The 18,461-nt window shown below is 56.5% G+C and carries 22 protein-coding genes, 1 tRNA gene and 1 other RNA gene; 14 read left to right on the top strand and 10 right to left on the bottom strand.

The window, feature by feature from the left end; genetic code table 11:
• Positions 1-189 precede the first annotated feature (189 nt).
• Positions 190-284, bottom strand: an RNA gene (gene ffs, locus ACIQ0G_RS04685) — signal recognition particle sRNA small type.
• A 125-nt stretch (positions 285-409) separates the two neighbouring features.
• Here ffs and ACIQ0G_RS04680 point away from each other — a divergent pair.
• Complete coding sequence (locus tag ACIQ0G_RS04680) at positions 410-760, top strand: PilZ domain-containing protein (RefSeq protein ID WP_397576907.1); 351 nt, start codon at positions 410-412, stop codon at positions 758-760.
• Here ACIQ0G_RS04680 and ACIQ0G_RS04675 read toward each other — a convergent pair.
• The 6 genes from ACIQ0G_RS04675 to ACIQ0G_RS04650 form a co-directional block, all read right to left on the bottom strand.
• Positions 757-2,160, bottom strand: a complete 1,404-nt coding sequence (locus ACIQ0G_RS04675) for a glutamine synthetase family protein (protein ID WP_397576906.1) — start codon at positions 2,158-2,160, stop codon at positions 757-759. The two genes, ACIQ0G_RS04680 and ACIQ0G_RS04675, sit on opposite strands and share 4 nt — an antisense overlap.
• Before the next feature lie 23 nt (positions 2,161-2,183).
• Positions 2,184-3,530 carry an aspartate aminotransferase family protein gene (locus tag ACIQ0G_RS04670; protein WP_397576905.1) on the bottom strand — a complete coding sequence of 449 codons (1,347 nt, stop codon included), beginning with the start codon at positions 3,528-3,530 and terminating at the stop codon, positions 2,184-2,186.
• A complete protein-coding gene (locus tag ACIQ0G_RS04665) occupies positions 3,527-4,798 on the bottom strand; it encodes an NAD(P)/FAD-dependent oxidoreductase (RefSeq protein WP_397576904.1) in 1,272 nt (423 codons plus the stop codon). The genes ACIQ0G_RS04670 and ACIQ0G_RS04665 overlap by 4 nt, the downstream gene beginning before the upstream one ends.
• Positions 4,798-6,144, bottom strand: coding sequence for a glutamine synthetase family protein (locus tag ACIQ0G_RS04660; protein ID WP_333569486.1), 1,347 nt, complete (start codon positions 6,142-6,144; stop codon positions 4,798-4,800). Before ACIQ0G_RS04660 ends, ACIQ0G_RS04665 begins: the two co-directional genes overlap by 1 nt.
• Positions 6,145-6,218: 74 nt before the next feature.
• Positions 6,219-6,944: a TorF family putative porin gene (locus tag ACIQ0G_RS04655; protein ID WP_397576903.1), complete on the bottom strand. Its 726-nt coding sequence runs from the start codon at positions 6,942-6,944 to the stop codon at positions 6,219-6,221.
• Between the two features lie 295 nt (positions 6,945-7,239).
• Positions 7,240-7,707 carry an Lrp/AsnC family transcriptional regulator gene (locus ACIQ0G_RS04650; protein WP_395635154.1) on the bottom strand — a complete coding sequence of 156 codons (468 nt, stop codon included), beginning with the start codon at positions 7,705-7,707 and terminating at the stop codon, positions 7,240-7,242.
• Positions 7,708-7,837: 130 nt separating this feature from the next.
• On the opposite strand from ACIQ0G_RS04650, the gene ald reads away from it, so the two are divergent.
• The 3 genes from ald to ACIQ0G_RS04635 all read left to right on the top strand — a co-directional run bounded on the left by ald (position 7,838) and on the right by ACIQ0G_RS04635 (position 10,354).
• Positions 7,838-8,965, top strand: a complete 1,128-nt coding sequence (gene ald / locus ACIQ0G_RS04645) for an alanine dehydrogenase (RefSeq protein ID WP_397576902.1) — start codon at positions 7,838-7,840, stop codon at positions 8,963-8,965.
• A gap of 31 nt (positions 8,966-8,996) precedes the next feature.
• Positions 8,997-10,013 carry a LacI family DNA-binding transcriptional regulator gene (locus ACIQ0G_RS04640; protein WP_397576901.1) on the top strand — a complete coding sequence of 339 codons (1,017 nt, stop codon included), beginning with the start codon at positions 8,997-8,999 and terminating at the stop codon, positions 10,011-10,013.
• Positions 10,014-10,126: 113 nt separating this feature from the next.
• Complete coding sequence (locus ACIQ0G_RS04635; RefSeq protein WP_397576900.1) at positions 10,127-10,354, top strand: hypothetical protein; 228 nt, start codon at positions 10,127-10,129, stop codon at positions 10,352-10,354.
• A 68-nt stretch (positions 10,355-10,422) separates the two neighbouring features.
• Here ACIQ0G_RS04635 and ACIQ0G_RS04630 read toward each other — a convergent pair.
• Positions 10,423-10,508: transfer RNA gene (locus ACIQ0G_RS04630), tRNA-Tyr, on the bottom strand.
• A gap of 144 nt (positions 10,509-10,652) precedes the next feature.
• On the opposite strand from ACIQ0G_RS04630, the gene rlmB reads away from it, so the two are divergent.
• From rlmB to ACIQ0G_RS04615, 3 genes are all read left to right on the top strand, one after another.
• On the top strand, positions 10,653-11,411 hold the full coding sequence (gene rlmB, locus ACIQ0G_RS04625) for a 23S rRNA (guanosine(2251)-2'-O)-methyltransferase RlmB (protein ID WP_324477419.1): 759 nt from the start codon (positions 10,653-10,655) through the stop codon (positions 11,409-11,411).
• Positions 11,412-11,500: 89 nt separating this feature from the next.
• The gene (locus ACIQ0G_RS04620; RefSeq protein WP_397576899.1) at positions 11,501-12,124 is read left to right on the top strand and encodes a DNA-3-methyladenine glycosylase family protein; all 624 of its coding nucleotides are present in this window, start codon (positions 11,501-11,503) and stop codon (positions 12,122-12,124) included.
• A gap of 121 nt (positions 12,125-12,245) precedes the next feature.
• Positions 12,246-13,067 carry an SDR family oxidoreductase gene (locus ACIQ0G_RS04615; protein ID WP_397576898.1) on the top strand — a complete coding sequence of 274 codons (822 nt, stop codon included), beginning with the start codon at positions 12,246-12,248 and terminating at the stop codon, positions 13,065-13,067.
• Here the strand turns inward: ACIQ0G_RS04615 and ACIQ0G_RS04610 are convergent.
• Positions 13,048-13,347: a 4a-hydroxytetrahydrobiopterin dehydratase gene (locus ACIQ0G_RS04610; protein ID WP_397576897.1), complete on the bottom strand. Its 300-nt coding sequence runs from the start codon at positions 13,345-13,347 to the stop codon at positions 13,048-13,050. The genes ACIQ0G_RS04615 and ACIQ0G_RS04610 overlap by 20 nt on opposite strands.
• A gap of 49 nt (positions 13,348-13,396) precedes the next feature.
• Between ACIQ0G_RS04610 and ccmA the strand changes: the two genes are divergently transcribed.
• Together ccmA and ACIQ0G_RS04600 are read left to right on the top strand one after the other, a co-directional pair.
• On the top strand, positions 13,397-14,008 hold the full coding sequence (gene ccmA, locus ACIQ0G_RS04605) for a heme ABC exporter ATP-binding protein CcmA (protein ID WP_397576896.1): 612 nt from the start codon (positions 13,397-13,399) through the stop codon (positions 14,006-14,008).
• Positions 14,005-14,652 carry a heme exporter protein CcmB gene (locus tag ACIQ0G_RS04600; protein ID WP_397576895.1) on the top strand — a complete coding sequence of 216 codons (648 nt, stop codon included), beginning with the start codon at positions 14,005-14,007 and terminating at the stop codon, positions 14,650-14,652. Before ccmA ends, ACIQ0G_RS04600 begins: the two co-directional genes overlap by 4 nt.
• A gap of 52 nt (positions 14,653-14,704) precedes the next feature.
• Here the strand turns inward: ACIQ0G_RS04600 and ACIQ0G_RS04595 are convergent, their stop codons facing one another.
• On the bottom strand, positions 14,705-15,529 hold the full coding sequence (locus ACIQ0G_RS04595; protein ID WP_397576894.1) for an SDR family NAD(P)-dependent oxidoreductase: 825 nt from the start codon (positions 15,527-15,529) through the stop codon (positions 14,705-14,707).
• A gap of 97 nt (positions 15,530-15,626) precedes the next feature.
• Here ACIQ0G_RS04595 and ACIQ0G_RS04590 point away from each other — a divergent pair, with 97 nt between their 5' ends.
• The 5 genes from ACIQ0G_RS04590 (at position 15,627) to ACIQ0G_RS04570 (ending at position 18,440) form a co-directional block, all read left to right on the top strand.
• Positions 15,627-16,202, top strand: coding sequence for a NifU family protein (locus tag ACIQ0G_RS04590; RefSeq protein WP_397576908.1), 576 nt, complete (start codon positions 15,627-15,629; stop codon positions 16,200-16,202).
• A gap of 23 nt (positions 16,203-16,225) precedes the next feature.
• Positions 16,226-16,816 carry a malonic semialdehyde reductase gene (locus ACIQ0G_RS04585; RefSeq protein ID WP_397576893.1) on the top strand — a complete coding sequence of 197 codons (591 nt, stop codon included), beginning with the start codon at positions 16,226-16,228 and terminating at the stop codon, positions 16,814-16,816.
• A 21-nt stretch (positions 16,817-16,837) separates the two neighbouring features.
• The gene (gene tsaB, locus ACIQ0G_RS04580) at positions 16,838-17,446 is read left to right on the top strand and encodes a tRNA (adenosine(37)-N6)-threonylcarbamoyltransferase complex dimerization subunit type 1 TsaB (protein WP_397576892.1); all 609 of its coding nucleotides are present in this window, start codon (positions 16,838-16,840) and stop codon (positions 17,444-17,446) included.
• Positions 17,443-17,898, top strand: a complete 456-nt coding sequence (rimI, locus tag ACIQ0G_RS04575) for a ribosomal protein S18-alanine N-acetyltransferase (RefSeq protein ID WP_397576891.1) — start codon at positions 17,443-17,445, stop codon at positions 17,896-17,898. Before tsaB ends, rimI begins: the two co-directional genes overlap by 4 nt.
• A 107-nt stretch (positions 17,899-18,005) precedes the next feature.
• A complete protein-coding gene (locus ACIQ0G_RS04570) occupies positions 18,006-18,440 on the top strand; it encodes a MucR family transcriptional regulator (protein WP_395637520.1) in 435 nt (144 codons plus the stop codon).
• Positions 18,441-18,461: the final 21 nt, after the last annotated feature.

Raw genomic sequence — 18,461 nt, 5'->3', positions numbered from 1 at the left:
GCTGATGGCGTGGGTGCGGCAGGCGCTGTCGGCTGCGCTACGGGCGGCAAATCCAGGCCAAGTCCCAAAGCATCATCGGGCATATCCGGGTCGCGTTCTGCGAATTCTGGGCGATTGGAATCGGGCATCAACGTTACGATAGGACGGTCACCGACCTTTGTCGAAGTTTTCTAAAACAAAAGACGGGGAAAAGTAGGAGCCGGATGACCCGCAGCGAATTCGTTGTGGCTGCTTCCGTCAGGACCTGACCAGGTTGGCGAGTGCCACGTCCATCCGACTCCCACGCCGCATATGGCCGCGACATCGGCTAAATGCAAGTGGGGCGGGAACGAATGTCGGTTAACCATTTGTTTACCATTTGTTTACCATAATTTCATAAGCTTTGACCGTCACAGCAGAAGAGGAAGCCATGGTCCAAGCACCCTCGCAGATAAAGTCTTACCAACGATATGAAGACGCCGCACAGGAAGACCGCAGCGCGCCGCGCGTCCGGCTTGATATTCCAGCGTCAATGCGACCGTCAGGATCGCGCGGCTTTGCCGTCATCGTCCGCGATCTGTCGCTGTCCGGGGTCGCTTGCGAGGCATTGACGGCTATGAGCCCAGGCACGCGTGTCTGGCTGACTTTACCGGGGCTCAGCGCGCTTCAGGCAAAAATTGTTTGGAACGATGGCACGATGGTTGGGTGCGCGTTCGACACGCTGCTTAACCCTGCGGTAATGCAGAATATCCTCGACCGCTTTCCAGCCGCTAACGCTTAAGCGTTTCGCAAATACCAGTCATAGTCGATCGAAGGGACCTGACCGAAATAGCGGTCCTGCTCGACGCGTTTGACAATGGTGAACATGTCCACAAAGCGTTCGCCCAGATATTCGCGCATCAGCTTTGACCCATGGAAGCGGTCAACCGCAGCGAACCAGTTGCTTGGCGGCTTGTCATCGCCTGAACTGTCGCGGTCATACCCATTGCCGACGACTGCCGGGCCGGGATCAATCTGGTTGACGATGCCATGATGTATGCCTGCAAGCACGCCAGCAACGGCCAGATAGGGGTTGGCATCAGCTCCGCATGCGCGGTGTTCGACATGGCGGCTTGCCGCCGGGCCAGCCGGTATTCGGAACGAAACGGTGCGGTTATTGACGCCCCATGTCGGCGCGACGGGCGCATAGCTGTTCGCCTTAAACCGGCGGTAGCTGTTTGCATGCGGCGCAAAGAGCGCAAAACAATCGCCCACCGCTGAAATCATACCGCCAATGGCATGGCGCAGCATTGGGGTGCCTTCGGGATCATCCGACGCAAACAGGTTTTTGCCGTCGGCATCATTCATCGACACGTGAATATGCATGCCCGAGCCTGCTTGTTCAGCAAAGGGTTTGGCCATGAAGGTGGCTTCCAAGCCATGTGCTTGCGCCACAGCCTTCACCACCCGTTTGTACATGATTGCATCATCGCACGCCCGCAATACGTCGGGCTTGTAGCGCAAGGTCAGCTCGCACTGCCCCGGCGCAAATTCGGATATCGCGGATTCCAATGGAAGCCCCTGAATATCGCAGGTTTCATACAGCTCATCAAAGAACGGCCGGAAGTCGTCCAGTTCACGCAGGCCATAGACCTCAACCATTTGTGGTGTTTCTTGGCTATAATCAGGGCGTGCGGGGCGAATGGAACCGTCACGGGCACGCTTTGGATCCAGCAGGTAAAATTCAAGCTCTACCGCCAATGCAGGGGTCAGCCCCATTTCTGCGAAACGGTCCACGACCAAACCCAACACATGCCGCGAGTCCAGATCATGCGGCTGGCCATCCAGCTCATAAAAATCGACCATGAATTGTGCGGCATTGTCCCCCGCCCACGGCGTCCGGACCAATGTTCCCGGGATTGGCTTCATTGATCGGTCAGCATCGCCATCCTCCCATACCAAGCCTGTTTTAACGGTATCTTGTCCGGTGATGTCGACCACGGTGATGGAGCCGGGGAAAAAGCGGCCGATTTCATAGACCGATAGCACCTCATGCTGGCGCAGCCGCTTACCGCGCGGCACGCCGCCCATGTCGGTGTAAATCATCTCGACAGAGTCAATATCGGGGTTCGCCGCAAAAAAGGCCTCAGCCTCGCTCCGTGCGGCGATGGTCGCAGATGACTTGGCCCGCTTAATTGTCATGACGTCACTTTCACTTACCCTGTTTAAGACGCTTGTAGCTCAGTCAGCGCATTGTTCAACTCAAACGCCAACCGATCGACCTGCGCCGGCGACGTCACGGGGCTGACGAGCATCATATTATGAAATGGCGCCAGCAATATGCCGCGGTTGGCAAGGTATAAATGGATCGTACTTTCCAACGCATGGTCCATTGCGGCACGCGCCTCGCTTCCGTTACGCGGCGGCACCGCAGAGCATATCAATTCCACGCGGGCACCGACATGGCTGACATGCCAGTCAAGCTTGTGCGCCGCGATCACGGCATTCAATCCCGACACCAGCCGGTCAGCTGTCGCCAGCATATGGGCATAAGCATCACGCGTAATGACCTGCCCCAACATCGCGTGCATGGCCGAGATAGCGAGCGCATTAGCCGACAATGTTGTGCCGATGCCGCTATGTCCCGGGGGGCGCGACTGGTTCAGCGCCGCCATCTTTTTCGCAATTTCGTCCGTAAAGCCATATACCGCACATGGAACGCCGCCGCCGATGGATTTTCCCACCACCATGATATCCGGCTTTGGCCCATGGGTGTTGCTGTGCCCGCCATAGCCCGACGAAATGGTGTGGGTTTCATCAAGCACAAATATGGTGCCCGTTTCGTCACACAACGTGCGCAGCGTCTCCAAAAAGCCCGGCGCGTCACGCACCATGCCGATATTGGTCATCAACGGCTCCGCGAGCACGCATGCGATGTCGCCACCGCGTAATGCCGCCTCAAGCGCGTCCACATCGTTAAACTCGATTGCAACCGTGGTCGGCAGCAAATCCTGCACCTGTCCGATCAGGCTTGGCCGGTTGACCGCTTTGCCATCGCGCAGATCGACAAAAACATCATCGACCGCGCCATGGTAGCAACCATTGAAGATCAAAATCTTGTCGCGGCCAGTCAGCCCACGGCACCAGCGAATAACGGCGCGATTTGCCTCGCTTGCCGTGGTCGTGACCTGCCATTGCGGCAGTCCGAACATCGCGGCAAGCATATCGCCCACGTCTGCACCCTTTGATGTGGGGAGCATATAGCTGAGCCCCTGCCCCGCTTGCGTAGTCAGGGCATCGACCAATGGCTGTGGCGAATGGCCAAACATGCTTGCGGTATCGCCAAGGCAGAAGTCATCGAAGACCTGCCCGTCAACACTCATCAGCGTCGCTCCAGACGCCTCCTGAGCGACGATCGGGAATGGCGTGGACCAATCAAGCATCCAATGGAATGGAACGCCCTGAAACCAGCTTTTTGACGCTTGGGTATGCGCATGCGACTTTGGGTTGGCTTCAACAAACCGCGCAACCTCACGCGCGCGCATCATTTCTATCGCGGCCCGTTCGATCACAGTCGGTCTCGCATCGCGTAATAGAGCAGTCCAAGGGTTGCGAGCGGCTGTGCCAACCACTTGCCGCCCGGGAACCGGCTGTGCGGCAGGCTGGTAAAGACATCGAACTGCGACATGGTGCCAAGCACGGCTTCAGCCATCACCTCGCCGGCGACCGTCGTGACCAGCGCGCCATGACCGGAAAAGCCGTGCGCATAAAAAATATTCCCTTTGCGCCCCATGTGCGGCAGGCGGTTCATTGTCACCCCCACGGCACCTCCCCATGCATAGTCGATATCTGTCTGGGCAAGCGCGGGAAAGACCTCCACCATATGCTTTCGGACAAATCCGGCGATGTCTGCAGGCGGGCGTCGGACATATTTCTCTCCACCGCCGAAAATCAGGCGTTTATCGGCGCTCAATCGGAAATAATTCAGAACAAACCGGCTGTCCGCAACCGCCGCGTCACTGGGCAAAAGCTGGTCTGCATTGGGCAGCGGCGCTGTCGCGATGTTATAGTTCATGATGGGGACAGTGTAGCGGCTCAGTTCCGGCGCAATATCTCCGGTCCAGTTGTCGGTGGCGATAATCACATGGCGGGCGGAGAGCGATCCTGTCCCGGCCGCGATCTCGACATAACCGCCCCTGTCCACAGGTGTTTGCGCAGCGGTATGTTCGAATATCAAAACACCTGCCGCCAGCGCGGCTTTTGCTAGACCAATCGCGTAGTTCAACGGATGGAAATGCCCGCCTTTGCTGTCATAAAGGCCGCCGTGATAATCGCCGCCGTTAATGTGCTTATGTAGGTCTGCAGGCGCGACAACGTTGACTGAATCCCAACCAAATTCGCGTGACAAGAATTCCGCCTCGCGCTGCATATCTTCGAAATGCCCCGGCTTGTAGGCGGCTTCAAGATGACCCGATTTCAGATCGCATTGGATATCATGCCTGACGATGCGGTCATGCACACGCGCGCCTGCGTCCCATGCCAAATCGAATATGGCTTTTGCCCGCTCTCGCCCAAACGCCGCGTCGATTTCACGCATCGACCAACGCAGGCCGGGAATGAGCTGCCCGCCATTGCGGCCTGATGCACCAAAGCCGATACTCTGCGCCTCAAGTAACGCGACCTTCAGCCCTTTTTCGGCGCAAGCTAATGCAGCAGACAAACCGGTAAAGCCGCCGCCAATGACCGCGACGTCACAATCCAAAGCATAATCGAGCGGACGCTGCCTTTCCCAGCCATGCACGGTCGCGCGGTAATAGCTGTCATTCAACCGATCAGGCATCACACCCTCAGCAACAAATGCTCGCGTTCCCAGCTTGATACGACCGATTGGTAATTGAACAATTCATAGTCTTTGATGGCATAAAAGATGTCGAAAAACTCTTCGCCGATCAGGTTGCGGACGGGCTTACACGCGCTGAAGCGGTCCAGCGCCGCTTCCAAAGTCCGGGGCAATGTCCGCGCACGATTATAGGCGCTGCCCGTTATCGCCTTTGCCGGGATCATGCGTTCCACCATGCCGATATACCCACAGACCAAGGATGCGGACATGGCGAGATAGGGGTTGGAATCCGCGCCGGGTAAACGGTTTTCAACGCGGCGATTGGCCTTGTCAGAAATCGGCACGCGAAAGCCGCAGCTGCGGTTATCCTCGCCCCATTGGACGTTAATAGGCGCAGCGCTGTCGGGGCGCATCCGGCGGAAGCTGTTCACGTTCGGCGCCCAAAGCGGTGACACTTGCGGCATGAACTTCACAAGCCCCGCGATGTAGCTTCGGAACAGCGCGCTGTCGCGGCCATTGGCGTTGGAAAACAGATTGCGTCCGGTTTCAGCATCCACCACCGATTGATGCAGATGCATCGCGCTGCCCGGTTGGCCAGCCATCGGGTTGGCCATGAATGTGGCATAGACGCCATGTTGCTTGGCCACGGCGCGCACAACGCGTTTGAACAGAAATACTTGATCCGCAAGCTTCAGCGGGTCGCCGTGGATAAAGTTCACCTCAAGCTGGGCAGCGCCCATTTCATGGATCATCGTGTCGATGTCGAGACCCATCAATTCACAGTCATCATAGATGTGATCGATGATGTCCTCATATTCATTCATCGCCTCAAGCCCATAAGGCTGGCTCGCCGTTTCTGCGCGTCCGCTTGACCCCGTCGGCGGAACCAACGGGAAATCAGGATCGACATTTTGGCTGACGAGATAAAATTCAACCTCGGGCGCTATAATGGGTTTCCACCCGCGGCTGGCATAAAGGGCCAGTATCTTTTTCAATATCGTCCGCGGCGCGATTTCCACTTCAGTGCCATCACCGTGGAGGACGTCGGCAATCACAAATGCGGTGGGCGATTTGAAACCCGGCGCAACGCAAATCGTGTCTGGATCAGCGATCAGGATTTTGTCCGGATCCTTGTCCCAAATATCTTCGATATCTTCGGGATAATGGCCGTCGATTGTGCAGATAAAAACGCTACCGGGAATACGGAGCGATTTATCGCGGACGGACGATAGGAATTTCTTGGCCGGCAATACTTTGCCGCGCTGCACGCCGTTAATGTCAGGAACGATGCATTCGACCTCGTCGATCTTATGCTCGGCTATCCAATTGGCGAGGTTTACAGTCATAAAACAATATGTGCGCAGACCGGCTTGAAAAGGTCAAGCCAGCCCGCGCACATCATGGAATTCAATTTACGGTCTTAGAAACCGTAGCTGAGCGAAAATACGACGCCAGCCGCGCTGTCTTTGAATGCAAAAACCGAACGGCGGTTGGTGTCGACATAAGATGCGCCAAGTGTAAAGCCTGCAACATTAGCCGTCAGACCAAGCGTCCAATCGAGCTTTTCACTGCCCGCGGTAAATGCGCCATCTTCAATGCCTATTGAGCCGACGATCGAAATTGGTGAGTCAGGCAAAGCGATCGAAGCATTGGTAGCGACATAGACGTTATCGGTGTTACCGGTGTTGTCCTGGCTTGGGACGTAGCTCAACTGCGCGCCAACGGTTGCTGGACCGACTGTCGAGCCAAGCTTACCGGTCAGCTCGAGATAGTTGAAGCTGGATACGCCCGGGTAGACATAATAAGTCGCACCGATGTCGTATGTCAGTTCTTCACCACCCGAAAAACCGACATAGAGGTCAACTTCCGCATCATCGCCGGCATTTTCGGAGAGATTTGAGCCCCACGCGCCGACATAAAAGCCGGACTCATGCTTGACGGTCAAATATGGCTGAAGCGCAAAGCCCTTGTCAGAAAGCGATACGCCGCGGAAACGATAGTCGGATACCAAAGCGGCACCGCCCGAAACAGTGATTGGGCTGGAGGCTTCTTCTGCCGCCGCATCTTGGGCGAAAGCAGGAACGGAAATGGCCATCGCGCTCATCGCGACGCTCATTGTTGCCAGCTTCAAAATGGATTTACGCATAAAATTACCCCTTCTTAGGTACACAAAAAACTGCGCCGAAAGCGACCGCATAGCGCTACATCCGGCAGATACCGTTCTATCCCGCTAAATCTAAATGCCTGCGCAATACCGCTATACATCGGCCTGCGCTTTATTGTGCAGGTGCACACAAACATCAAAACCTGCCGCAGGCAAGTCATTTTGTGTCAACGTCATTGTCCTTTTTACGCAATGTGACAAAACCGTCACAGTCCGACGCAGGATTGCGGTATCAGCGAGCGCAGCACAAAGTAACGCCCGGTTCGTTTTTAAGCGATCAGTCAAACAGCCTTGGCGGGACGGTTCGATTGACGACTTCACGCAACGCAAATGCGGTTTCGATCCGCGCGACCCTTGGCAATCGTGCAATTTCCTGCCGGTGAATGAGCTCATAATCCTCAATCGATGCGGCACGCACAACGAGCAAATAATCATTCCGGCCGCTCATAAGGTGGCATCGGATGGTCGACGGGCTTCCCACCACGGCGGCTTCAAATGCCGCCATGGCCTCTTCGCTCTGGCTGTCCAGTGTGATGGTGACCATCACCGTCGCAGCCAGACCAAGTTTACGCAGGTTCACATCCGCACGATAGCCACGCAGGATCCCATCATCTTCCAATGATTTTTGCCGACGCGCAGCCGCGCTTGGTGACAGGCCGGCCGCCTCGCCCAATTCCGCCTGCGTTGCCCGTCCATTCTGCACGAGTGCGCCCAATAATTTACGGTCCGTTCGATCAAGCTGCATAAATTTTCCATTTATATATTCAATATCGCCAATTTTATGCGCTCATTCACCAAAATAGGAGAATCTTTGCACAGTATCGTCATATCGAAGATGCTATTTCCGCGACAGATAATTTTTCAGGAGTGAGATTATGCGTGTCGGCGTCCCTAGCGAAATCAAAGTGCATGAATATCGTGTCGGCTTAACCCCCGGCGCGGTTCGTGAATATGTCGCCCATGGCCATCAGGTTGTGGTGCAATCCGGCGCAGGCGCGGGCATCATGGCCAGCGACGATGCCTATCGCGCAGCGGGTGCCGAAATCGCCGCGACAGCCGCAGAAATCTTCGCGGGCTGCGACATGATCGTAAAGGTCAAAGAACCTCAGCCGAGCGAATGGGTGTTGCTGCGCCCCGGCCAGTTGCTGTTCACCTATCTCCACCTCGCCCCAGATCCTGAGCAGGCAAAAGGCTTAATCGCCAGCGGCTGCACCGCTATCGCCTATGAAACCGTCACCGATGACAAGGGCACCCTGCCCCTGCTGGCCCCCATGAGCGAAGTCGCTGGCCGCTTGGCCATTGAGGCAGCGGGCGAAGCGATGCGTCGCAGCAAGGGCGGCGCGGGCATATTGCTTGGCGGCGTTCCCGGCGTGCCTGCCGGCCGAGTCACTGTTCTCGGCGGCGGCGTTGTTGGCACCCATGCCGCGCGTATGGCCGTTGGCCTTGGCGCAGAAGTCACCATCGTTGACCGCTCCATCCAGCGCCTGCGCCAGTTGGATGAACTGTTCAACGGACGGGTGCGTACCCGCTATTCGACGCTGGAAACCATTGACCATGAAATCAGCATCGCAGACGCCGTGATCGGCGCCGTCCTTATCCCCGGCGCAAGTGCACCCAAGCTGGTCACCCGCGACATGTTGAAGCGGATGAAGCCGGGGTCGGTTCTGGTTGATGTCGCGATTGACCAAGGCGGCTGCTTTGAAACCAGCCATGCAACCACACATGCCGAGCCGACCTATGTCGTTGATGGCATCATCCATTATTGCGTCGCCAATATGCCGGGCGCCGTTCCGCAAACCAGCGCAGCTGCACTCAACAACGCGACATTGCCTTATGGCCTGGCACTGGCAAGCAAGGGTACCGCCGCGCTCAATGGCAGCACCGAAACGGGTCGCGGTTTGCTCGCCGGTTTGAACGTGCATCGCGGCAAGGTGACGAGCAAAGCTGTTGCCGAAAGCCTTGGCCTTGATTTTGTCACGCCGGAATCCGCGCTCGCCGCGTGACTTGCGTATGTTCAGGTGCTAACAGCGTTGCATGGGCAAAGAGGGCAGAATAACTGCGCATCAAATCGCCGCGATGCTGGGGGTGTCACAACCGACAGTGTCGCGGGCGTTGCGCGGTGACAAAAAGGTAAATGAAGTGACGCGCGCGCGCATTGTCGCGCTCGCGAATGAACTCAATTACTCGGTCGATCACAACGCCCTTCGCCTGCGCACGCAGCAAACCTATTCCATTGCGCTGGTTATTCTGTGCCGACGCGGAGAGAATAAAGCGAACATCAATCCATTTTACCTGTCGCTATTGGGCTGCATCGCGGCGTCCGCGTCTGAGCGCGGGTACAACCTCATCGTTTCGTTTCAGGATTCTTCGGCTAACTTCTTCGCCAATTACACCGGCAGTAGACAGGCAGACGGCTTGATTGTCATCGGCAGCGGCCAGAACATCGAAGGCTGGCAGTTTTTTGGCGAATATGCCCGGCACAACACGCCGATGATCTGCTGGGGCGCCAGCAAAGAAGACCTCATTTCGATCAAGAGCGACAATGTGCAGGGTGCAAGGCTTGCCATTGAACATTTGCTGTCCAGCGGATGCCAAAAAATTGCCTATATTGGTCCCACAAACAGCGAACAGCCGCCATTTCAGGATCGGCTGACAACCTATATGGCGGTAATGGCGCAAAAGGGCATGCCGCCGATCTGCCCGCCGCTTCCCGAAAACGCGGTGCGTGAGGACCAAGGCTATGCAGCTGTAAACGGACTTATCCGCAACAAGATCGATTTTGACGGCCTGTTCTGCGCCAATGACTTCATTGCACTGGGGGCGATGCGCGCACTCGATGAACAGCATATCACAGTCGGTACCGACGTGCGCGTCATCGGCTTTGATGGCATTGCCACCGGCGCCTATGCGCAACCGCCGCTCACCACGATTGAGCAGGACTATGTTCAGGCCGGCGAAATGCTGGTGGAGGCTTTGATTGCCGTGTTGAAGGGCGATGCGCCCAACATCGCACCTGTGCCGGTTAAGCTGCTGAAGCGCGGAACCGCGTAACCGCGGGCGGCCGCCAAGATACAGGGCGCAAACCCCGTTGGATCATATTGCCAGTGCCGATTGGAATTACGGCGACGGTGAATTACCGTCAGCGGAATTAAAAGGAAGAAATCATGTCCGCATCGCGTCGTTCATTTTTGGTTGGTGCCAGTTCGATCATCACGGCATCGCTGCTGCCCCATGTGAGCGCTTATGCTTGTGGCACGCAGAACCCCTTGGATGCGAACCCCACGGCACGCGCAAAAACCTTTTTACATGAGCAGGCTGACGACTACTGGCGCCTAAATCTTGAAATCCCGGATCCTCAGCTGTTGATTGAGCACATCAACGGTGCCCACTGAATGTTCCAAATTCATCGTTGCTGCATAATCCCCTCCACAGCCAAAGATGATCGCAGATGAAGGAAAAATGGTGGACAGGGCTGGATTCGAACCAGCGTACGGAAAACCGGGCAGATTTACAGTCTGCTGCCTTTAACCACTCGGCCACCTGTCCACTTCTTTGACGGGGCATTATGCCAAAGCATAAGGGCCGGTCCCGACGAAGAAGCAGCCCAATGGCGAAACGGCCCTTGCCTGTCAATGCCTCAAGTGGGAAAGGGGCCTATATCGTCTTCTTTTTCATCAACAGGTGTTTCAAATGTCTTCCCATAAGAGCCAGCGCCGCCGCGGCGCTGCAGTTTCCAGCGGCAATCCCAAATTTTACGGCCGTCACGCCGTATATGCCGCGCTTGATAATCCCGATCGGCGACTCATCAACCTGTGGGGCACCCGCGAAGAAATCGGCAAAATCGTCATTCCCGACGGGCTCACGGTTCAATATGCCGAGGTGAATGATTTGGCGCGTTTTGTACCGAAAGATGCACCGCATCAGGGCCTCGTGCTTGAAGTTGCGCCATTGGAAGACGTCTGGCTGACCGATGCACTTGCGGTCGACAATGATGATAACCGCCCCTTGCTGATTCTCGACCAAGTTACCGATCCGCACAATGTCGGCGCGATCTTCCGCACGGCCGCCGCGTTCAATGCAGTCGCCGTCGTGACGCAGGACCGGCATGCGCCACCAGAGTCCGGAGCATTGGCCAAGGCGGCTTCAGGTGGGCTTGAAATCACCCCATGGGTCCGGGTTGTTAATCTGGCCCGTGCATTGGAAGAAATTGCTGAGGCTGGATATTGGCGAATCGGTCTGTCAGGTCATGCCAGCGTTACGTTGGACGAGGCGCTGACGCCGGGCCGCAATGCGCTTGTTCTGGGCGCCGAAGGTGATGGCATGCGTCGCAACATTGAAGAACATTGTGACCAGCTGGCGAAGCTGCCAATCAGCGAACACATGGAGTCGCTGAACGTATCGAACGCTGCGGCGATCGCATTATATGCGGCAACCGTTCGGCGGGGCTAAACAAGGACAGCAAACATGCGGCAGGATCGGGTGAATTTAGGTATGAAGGTCGCTGCTACGCCCATGGCCTTGCTAGGCGTCGCACGCTGATGGGTATTCCTGCTGCACAATTGCATGCCGCCCTCGATGCACTGGCGGCGCTTGAACCGGGCATAGCGCAGGCGCTTGCGGTGACGGGTTACCCCGATGAGCGCATCCGAGAGCCGGGCTATGCGACATTGCTGCGCACGATTGTCGGGCAACAGGTGAGCGTCGCGGCCGCCGCATCGGTCTGGAATAAGCTGGAAGCGCTCATTGGCCCAGAATGCCCGCCAGACAAGTTATTGGCGCAAGATTTCGACGGCTTGAGAGCATGCGGGTTGAGCCGCCAGAAACAAGGCTATGCGCGCTCGCTTGCCGAACTCGTGCTGTCGGGCGAATTGCCGCTCGATGCCCTGCCCGCCGATGATGAGGAGGCGATTGCCTACCTCACCCGCGTAAAGGGCATTGGCCGCTGGTCTGCGGAAATATATTTGCTGTTTGCAGAGGGCCGGACCGACATTTGGCCCGCAGGCGACCTTGCCGTTCAAGAAGGCGTGGGCCGTTTGCTGAAGCTTGATGCGCGGCCATCGGAAAAAGACATACGCGTCATCGCCGAACGCTGGCGTCCCTATCGCGGTGCCGCGGCCATTTTTACATGGCACATTTACGCCAAGGGATTTCAGGCGATTTGAGAACGGACTAAAGCTTAAGTCCGTTCTTCAGTCCAAGCAAAACCGCTGCCGCAATATTCAGTTGACGTTTCGGGTAAATTAATGTGGCTGACACACATGTGAATAAGGGAGAGACGAAATTATGTCCGAAACGCAAAAAAGCATTTTCATCACTGGCGCCGCGTCTGGTTTAGGACGCGAAGTCGCGCGTTACTTTGCCAATGTCGGCTGGTTCGTGGGCCTTGCCGACGTCAATGAAAAGGGTTTGGACGAAACCGCCGCTTTATTGCCAGCGGGTCAATGGTCGCGCCACCGCCTTGATGTGACGGATCGTGCACAGTGGAAAGCCGCCGTCGCCGACTTTGCGAAGCACACAAATGGCCATATGACGGTCTTGTTCAACAATGCAGGCATTGGATCGGGCGGACCTATTCAGGACATGACCGACGAGGACATCGACAAGATGATCGCGATCAACCTGACCGGTGTTATCAGCGGAACCCGCGCCTGTTTCGATCTGTTGAAAAATACGTCTGATGCCTGCGTCCTCTACACCAGCTCGGCCGCCGGCATCTACGGATCGGCTGGGCTTAGCGTGTATAGCGCAACCAAGTTCGCGGTGCGCGGTCTTGCCGAAGCGCATGACATTGAATGGCGCCCGTACGGGATCAAGGCCCGCAGCCTCATGCCCGGCTTTATCGACACCAACATCATTGGTGCAGTTGATGCCAACAGCAACATGACCGGCAAGGAAAAGCTGCAATCGGCTGGCGTCGAAGTGAGCCCGGTCTCGATCATCGGTCCGGCCGCATGGGAAGCCATTCATGGTGACAAGGTACACACAACTGTGAACAAAATGGCGAAGCAGCTTGCGTTTTCTGCCCGTTGGTTCCCGGGTCGGCTCCGCAAGCAATTGGGCTTGCTGGGCGGTTTAGGCGATGTGGTTAAGCCGTCGGCGCAATAGCGTCGATGGCCGCGGCCAGATCAACGTCGCGCCGCGATAAGCCGCCGGCATCATGCGTGGTCAGCAATATCTCAACGCGGTTGTAAACGTTGAACCATTCGGGGTGATGGTCTGCTTTTTCGGCAAGGATTGCAACGCGCGCCATGAAACCGAAGGCTTCGGCAAAATCGGCAAAGCGTAAAGTGCGCCTTATCCCTTTTGCATCAGCGTCATATGACCACAAAGGCAGCTGTTCCAAAACCGCCGCGCGATCCGCTTCATCGAGTTTTGAAACCTGCATAACGTCATCCTGATTTTGCAATTGATGGAATTCATGCCTAAGTCGCCAAATGTCGTCACGTCAAGCACCCTTGCCGTCCATCAGCGTTGACAATGTCGCGGTTATCCGCGGCAACCGGCTCGTGCTGCGCGGGCTGACGGTCACTGCGCGCAGCGGTGATGTTATTTGGGTTCGCGGCGCAAATGGTTGCGGCAAATCCACGCTCCTCCGGCTCATCGCCGGTCTGTTGTATGCGACCGCCGGTTCAATACAGACGGAAGGCCGGATTGCCCTCGCCGATGAAAATCTCGCGCTTGATGCGAATTTGACAGTCGAAAAAGCCCTCATGTTCTGGGCGGATATGGACGGTGCGTCTGCGGATGCGCGCGGCGCGGCCCTGGCGGACATGGATTTGCAAGCTCTGGCGCAGGTTCCCGTGCGCTTCCTGTCGACCGGCCAACGCAAACGCGCCAGTATCGCACGCGTTCTTGCGTCAAAGGCGGAGATTTGGTTGCTCGACGAACCCTATAATGGCTTGGACAGCGCCAGCTGTGCCCGCCTTGACCAAGCCATTACGGCGCACGCCGCAAACGGTGGCATAGTGCTCGTCGCTGCCCACCAGCCGCCATCGATTAACGTGGCGCACAGCCTCATTCTCGACAGGCCGGAGGCAGACGCATGAAGGCATTTGCAGCCTTGGTGGCGCGCGAGGTGCGTTTGGCATGGACCGGCGGCGGGCTTTGGCTGCCCGTGATATTCTATCTCGCCGTTGCGACGCTGTTTCCGTTTGTGACGGGGCCTGACAAGGCATTACTTGCACGCACGGGCGGCGGTATATTGTGGATTGCAGCGCTGCTGGCGACGCTGCTGCCGATTGAGCGGCTTATACTTCCCGACCGGCAAGCGGGCATATTGGATCAGCTGGCGATGCGTGGCTGGTCTGACGAATTGGTCGCGACCACCAAAATCATTGGCCAGATTTTTGCCTTTGCCCTTCCGCTCCTTCTCGCCACGGTCGTCGGTTCCGCGCTGATCGGATTGCCTGAGGCGCAATTGGGGACGTTGTTGCTTGGCCTTGCCTTGGCACTGCCCGCGCTTTCCGGGCTGTCGGTCACCATCGCAGCGCTGACGGCGGGTCTTAGCGGGGCAAGCGCGCTGGGCGGGCTGCTGCTCGTGCCCATCACGATACCATTGCTGATCTTTGGCGCAGGCACATTGTCGGAAAATCCCGGCAACGCGATGCAGCTGCTTGCGGCAACTGCGCTCGCAATCACCGCTTTGTCGCCCTTTGCCGCCGGTGCGGCGTTACGCGCCGGTCGGACTTAAGGAAAAAACTTACCTCTCGCGGGGCTCATTTGCGGCCCCGTCGTCAGACAGATTACCGCGCCGCGATTTTCTGCGCGTAGCCGTCGGCGACCATCGCTTCGACCATGTCGAACAGCTTTTCGGGATCCTGAGCACGCAGCACGGGAATGCCTGCCTCCATCCCTTCGGCGATAACAATCTCGCGCTTGCCGGCGTCAACCGCATCCCAAATCATGGTTGCGACGACGTCTGGATCGATGCCGTTATCGATGGCAGCATCGCTCGTACCACGGACCGTTCCGTCGGCATTCAATGCATTGCGCGATACGTTGGTCCGCACCGAACCCGGCGCGACAACGAGCACTTTAACGCCCTGCCCGGCAACTTCGCTGCGCAACGCATCGGCATAACCAATCAACCCGTGTTTCGCCGCGCAATAGGCCGTCCGCATAGGGATGCCTGCTTTACCCGCGACACTGGAGATCATGACAATCTGGCCATGCCCATGTGAAACCAAATGTCCCAATAGCGCTTGCGTCAGCGCGATCGGCGCGAGCAAGTCCACATCAACAATCCGCTGGTAAACCGACAGATCGGTATCGATGGCGGGTGAACGCTGCGAAATGCCCGCATTATTGACCAGCACATCGATCTTGCCCTGATAGGCGATGGCTTCAGCGACCTTTGACGGCAGGGTGGCATAATCGACTGTATCGAATGGCAGAATGAAGCAGCGTTCGGGCGCGCCGGTAGCAAGCGCGACGCGTTCCAGTTCAGCGACATTTCGGCCCGACAGCACCGCATGGCCGCCGCTTCCGACAAATGCTTTGGCCAGTGCCTCACCTATCCCCGACGAAGCGCCCGTTATCCAGGCTGTTTTATGCGACTGATCGACCATTTTTACTCTCCCTTTGACGCGCTTGGTCAACCGTGACTTCGCCCCTGTCAAGACATTCTGGCTTGCACTTTTACCGCCACCGCACCACATGCGTGAAATGCTGATAGAAACCGAACTCACACCAAACCCCGCCACTATCAAATTTCTGCCCGGCCGCGCCGTGATGGAAAATGGAACGCGCGATTTTGCCGCCCCCGAAGAGGCTGAAGCCTCCCCATTGGCGGAGGCACTTTTCGGACTTGGTGATGTCACCGGGGTATTTTTTGGGCGCGAATTTATTTCGGTCACTGCCGCCCCCGGTACAGATTGGTCCAGCCTGAAACCCGACGTGCTTGCGATATTGCTCGACCATTTCAGCGCGAACATGCCGTTGTTCAAACCAGCTGCCGCCGGATTTGCTGTGCCATCGGCAGATGCCGACTACCCGCTCGATGATCCGGAAGATGCCGACATCGTTGTCCAGATCAAGGAATTGATCGAAACGCGAATCCGCCCTGCCGTTGCCAATGACGGCGGAGACATCGTCTATCGCGGCTTTCAAAAGGGCATCGTCTTTTTGCAAATGCAAGGCGCATGCGCTGGTTGCCCCTCTTCTTCGGCAACGCTGAAAAATGGCATTGAACAATTGCTGAAGCATTATGTGCCCGAAGTCATCGAAGTGCGTGCCGCCTAAACTCTAAGTTCGAAAGAAATCTTATGTCCGAAGCATTAAACAACACCGCCCTTGATCAGCTGTTCCGCGAAGCCCGCAGCTACAATGGTTATCTCGATACGCCCGTGTCGCAGGCGCAGCTTGAGGGCATTTGGGATCTAATGAAATTTGGCCCGACATCTGCGAACTGTCTTCCCGCGCGCATCATTTGGTGCACATCCACTGAAGCGAAACAAAAGCTCGCTGCATGCACAATGCCGACGAATGGCGACAAAATTCTGCAAGCGCCTGTCACCGCAATTATCGGGATGGACCTCGAATTTTACGAGCAGCTTCCCGAATTGTTTCCCCATGCCGATGCCCGCAGCTGGTTTGCCGGTAACGACGTGGCCATTGAAAAGACCGCGTTTCGGAACAGCAGCTTGCAAGGCGCCTATTTGATGCTGGCGGCGCGTGCATTGGGGTTGGATACGGGCCCAATGTCAGGCTTTGACAATGCCGCTGTCGACAAGGCGTTCTTTGCCGGAACCAACGTGCAATCGAATTTCATCTGTACGCTTGGCTATGGCGACCAAGCGAGCATTTTTGCACGCAGTCCGCGGCCTGAATTTAACCGCTTCAATCAGGTCGCCTAACCTAAACGGCGGCAGGCGATCATGCGCACATTGGTCATCGATACCGCCACACGGGCGTGCTCAGTTGCGTTGTTTGATGGCAAGCAATTGCTGGCCGCCCAACATGAAGTGATTGGCCGCGGACATGCGGAACGTTTGCTTCCCCTCATCGCCGCGCTGCCGGATAATGGCAAAGCCGACCAGATCATGGTGGATGTTGGCCCCGGCAGCTTCACGGGTATCCGTGTGGGCGTCGCCGCCGCCAAAGCATTGGGATTGGCGTGGCACATAAAAGTGCACGGCTATGGCTGCCTTTCCTTGGTCGCCTCGATGGCGCGTGCACAAAGCGGATCACAAGCAGCCGTCGACGTCATCATGACAGGCGGCCATGGTGAGTATTTCTTCGAAGCATTTAACGACGCCGGGCATTCGATAGCCCCAGCGCAGTCGGTTTTGCCTGAGCTATTGGCGAAAGTTGCCATCGCTGAGCATGTTGCCGGCGACATTGACCCGCAACGCGCGGATCGGGTGTGGACCGACACCCTCCCCGACGCGCGCGCATGGGCACATTTGCCGGACGACCACGCCCTTCCGCCCATTCCTGTGTATGGAAGGGCGCCAGACGCAAAACCGGCCGCAGTCCAGGCATGATCCGCGTCGTTGAAGGCGGTGCTATAGACGTTGCGTCCATCATGCCCATCATGTCCGACGCGTTCGACCCCCGATTTGGCGAAGCGTGGACGGCGGCGCAATGCCTGTCCACTTTAGTACTGCCGGACTGCCAACTGTTGCTTGCCAAAGACGGTGACGACATATGCGGCTTCGCCATTACGCGCTGGGTTTTTGAGCATGAAGAATTGCTGATGATTGGCGTTGCACGAAGTTACCAGCGCCAACAGATTGGCCAAAATCTTCTCAGCGACGTGATAAATAGAGGCAAAGCCGCGGGCCGTGAGAAATTATTTCTTGAAGTTCGCGACGGGAACCCTGCACATTATTTCTATGTGAAGGCTGGTTTTGCACCCATCGGACGGCGCAAAAATTATTACAAAAGCGCTGAAGGTATAAGTCCAGATGCTATTACGATGTTCATTGATCTTTAATATTTGAAAGCTAGCGGCTTTTCTTGACGACGTAATTTCAAGCCTATATGCATCGTGCAAGTCGCAAACTATAAAAAAATATAAAAATGGGTCCAGGAGTTCAAAATATGTCTCAAGAAAGTAACGATGCTACAGAATTGTTAATTACTCTGACCGCCGATATTGTCGCTGCCCATGTCAGCAACAACAGTGTCGCGGTATCGGACGTATCAACTTTAATCGGTAATGTGCACGCGGCACTCGCCGGTCTTTCCGCAACGGCTGCTGCGCCTGAAATAGTTTTGGAACCGGCTGTTCCAATCCGCAATTCGGTAAAACGGGATTATATCGTCTGCTTGGACGATGGTAAGAAGCTGAAAATGCTGAAGCGCCACCTGATGACGCATTATGGCATGACGCCGGATGACTATCGCGCAAAATGGGGTCTGCCCGCCGATTATCCGATGGTTGCACCTGCTTATGCAGAACAACGTCGTGAACTCGCAAAGGCTATCGGCCTTGGTCGCGCACCGGGTTCGGGCCGGAAGAAAAAAGTCAAGTAAAGCGGTCAAAGCTTCACTGAA

Source organism: Sphingorhabdus sp., assembly GCF_044354325.1.
GTDB lineage: Bacteria > Pseudomonadota > Alphaproteobacteria > Sphingomonadales > Sphingomonadaceae > Sphingorhabdus_B.
Note: the sequence above shows the minus strand (reverse complement) of the source record. Positions and strands in the feature narration are given on the sequence as shown.

Bases quoted from the DNA above. Each gene is read 5' to 3' on its own strand.
- rimI (WP_397576891.1), top strand. From the start codon at position 17,443: ATGATCCGCGTCGTTGAAGGCGGTGCTATAGACGTTGCGTCCATCATG.
- ACIQ0G_RS04680 (WP_397576907.1), top strand. From the start codon at position 410: ATGGTCCAAGCACCCTCGCAGATAAAGTCTTACCAACGATATGAAGAC.
- ACIQ0G_RS04655 (WP_397576903.1), bottom strand. From the start codon at position 6,944: ATGCGTAAATCCATTTTGAAGCTGGCAACAATGAGCGTCGCGATGAGC.
- ACIQ0G_RS04590 (WP_397576908.1), top strand. From the start codon at position 15,627: ATGCTGATAGAAACCGAACTCACACCAAACCCCGCCACTATCAAATTT.
- ACIQ0G_RS04660 (WP_333569486.1), bottom strand. From the start codon at position 6,144: ATGACTGTAAACCTCGCCAATTGGATAGCCGAGCATAAGATCGACGAG.
- ACIQ0G_RS04595 (WP_397576894.1), bottom strand. From the start codon at position 15,529: ATGGTCGATCAGTCGCATAAAACAGCCTGGATAACGGGCGCTTCGTCG.
- ACIQ0G_RS04615 (WP_397576898.1), top strand. From the start codon at position 12,246: ATGTCCGAAACGCAAAAAAGCATTTTCATCACTGGCGCCGCGTCTGGT.
- rlmB (WP_324477419.1), top strand. From the start codon at position 10,653: ATGTCTTCCCATAAGAGCCAGCGCCGCCGCGGCGCTGCAGTTTCCAGC.
- ACIQ0G_RS04620 (WP_397576899.1), top strand. From the start codon at position 11,501: ATGGGTATTCCTGCTGCACAATTGCATGCCGCCCTCGATGCACTGGCG.
- ACIQ0G_RS04570 (WP_395637520.1), top strand. From the start codon at position 18,006: ATGTCTCAAGAAAGTAACGATGCTACAGAATTGTTAATTACTCTGACC.
- ACIQ0G_RS04610 (WP_397576897.1), bottom strand. From the start codon at position 13,347: ATGCAGGTTTCAAAACTCGATGAAGCGGATCGCGCGGCGGTTTTGGAA.
- ACIQ0G_RS04635 (WP_397576900.1), top strand. From the start codon at position 10,127: ATGTCCGCATCGCGTCGTTCATTTTTGGTTGGTGCCAGTTCGATCATC.
- ACIQ0G_RS04675 (WP_397576906.1), bottom strand. From the start codon at position 2,160: ATGACAATTAAGCGGGCCAAGTCATCTGCGACCATCGCCGCACGGAGC.
- ald (WP_397576902.1), top strand. From the start codon at position 7,838: ATGCGTGTCGGCGTCCCTAGCGAAATCAAAGTGCATGAATATCGTGTC.
- ACIQ0G_RS04640 (WP_397576901.1), top strand. From the start codon at position 8,997: ATGGGCAAAGAGGGCAGAATAACTGCGCATCAAATCGCCGCGATGCTG.
- tsaB (WP_397576892.1), top strand. From the start codon at position 16,838: ATGCGCACATTGGTCATCGATACCGCCACACGGGCGTGCTCAGTTGCG.
- ACIQ0G_RS04585 (WP_397576893.1), top strand. From the start codon at position 16,226: ATGTCCGAAGCATTAAACAACACCGCCCTTGATCAGCTGTTCCGCGAA.
- ACIQ0G_RS04650 (WP_395635154.1), bottom strand. From the start codon at position 7,707: ATGCAGCTTGATCGAACGGACCGTAAATTATTGGGCGCACTCGTGCAG.
- ACIQ0G_RS04665 (WP_397576904.1), bottom strand. From the start codon at position 4,798: ATGCCTGATCGGTTGAATGACAGCTATTACCGCGCGACCGTGCATGGC.
- ccmA (WP_397576896.1), top strand. From the start codon at position 13,397: ATGTCGTCACGTCAAGCACCCTTGCCGTCCATCAGCGTTGACAATGTC.
- ACIQ0G_RS04600 (WP_397576895.1), top strand. From the start codon at position 14,005: ATGAAGGCATTTGCAGCCTTGGTGGCGCGCGAGGTGCGTTTGGCATGG.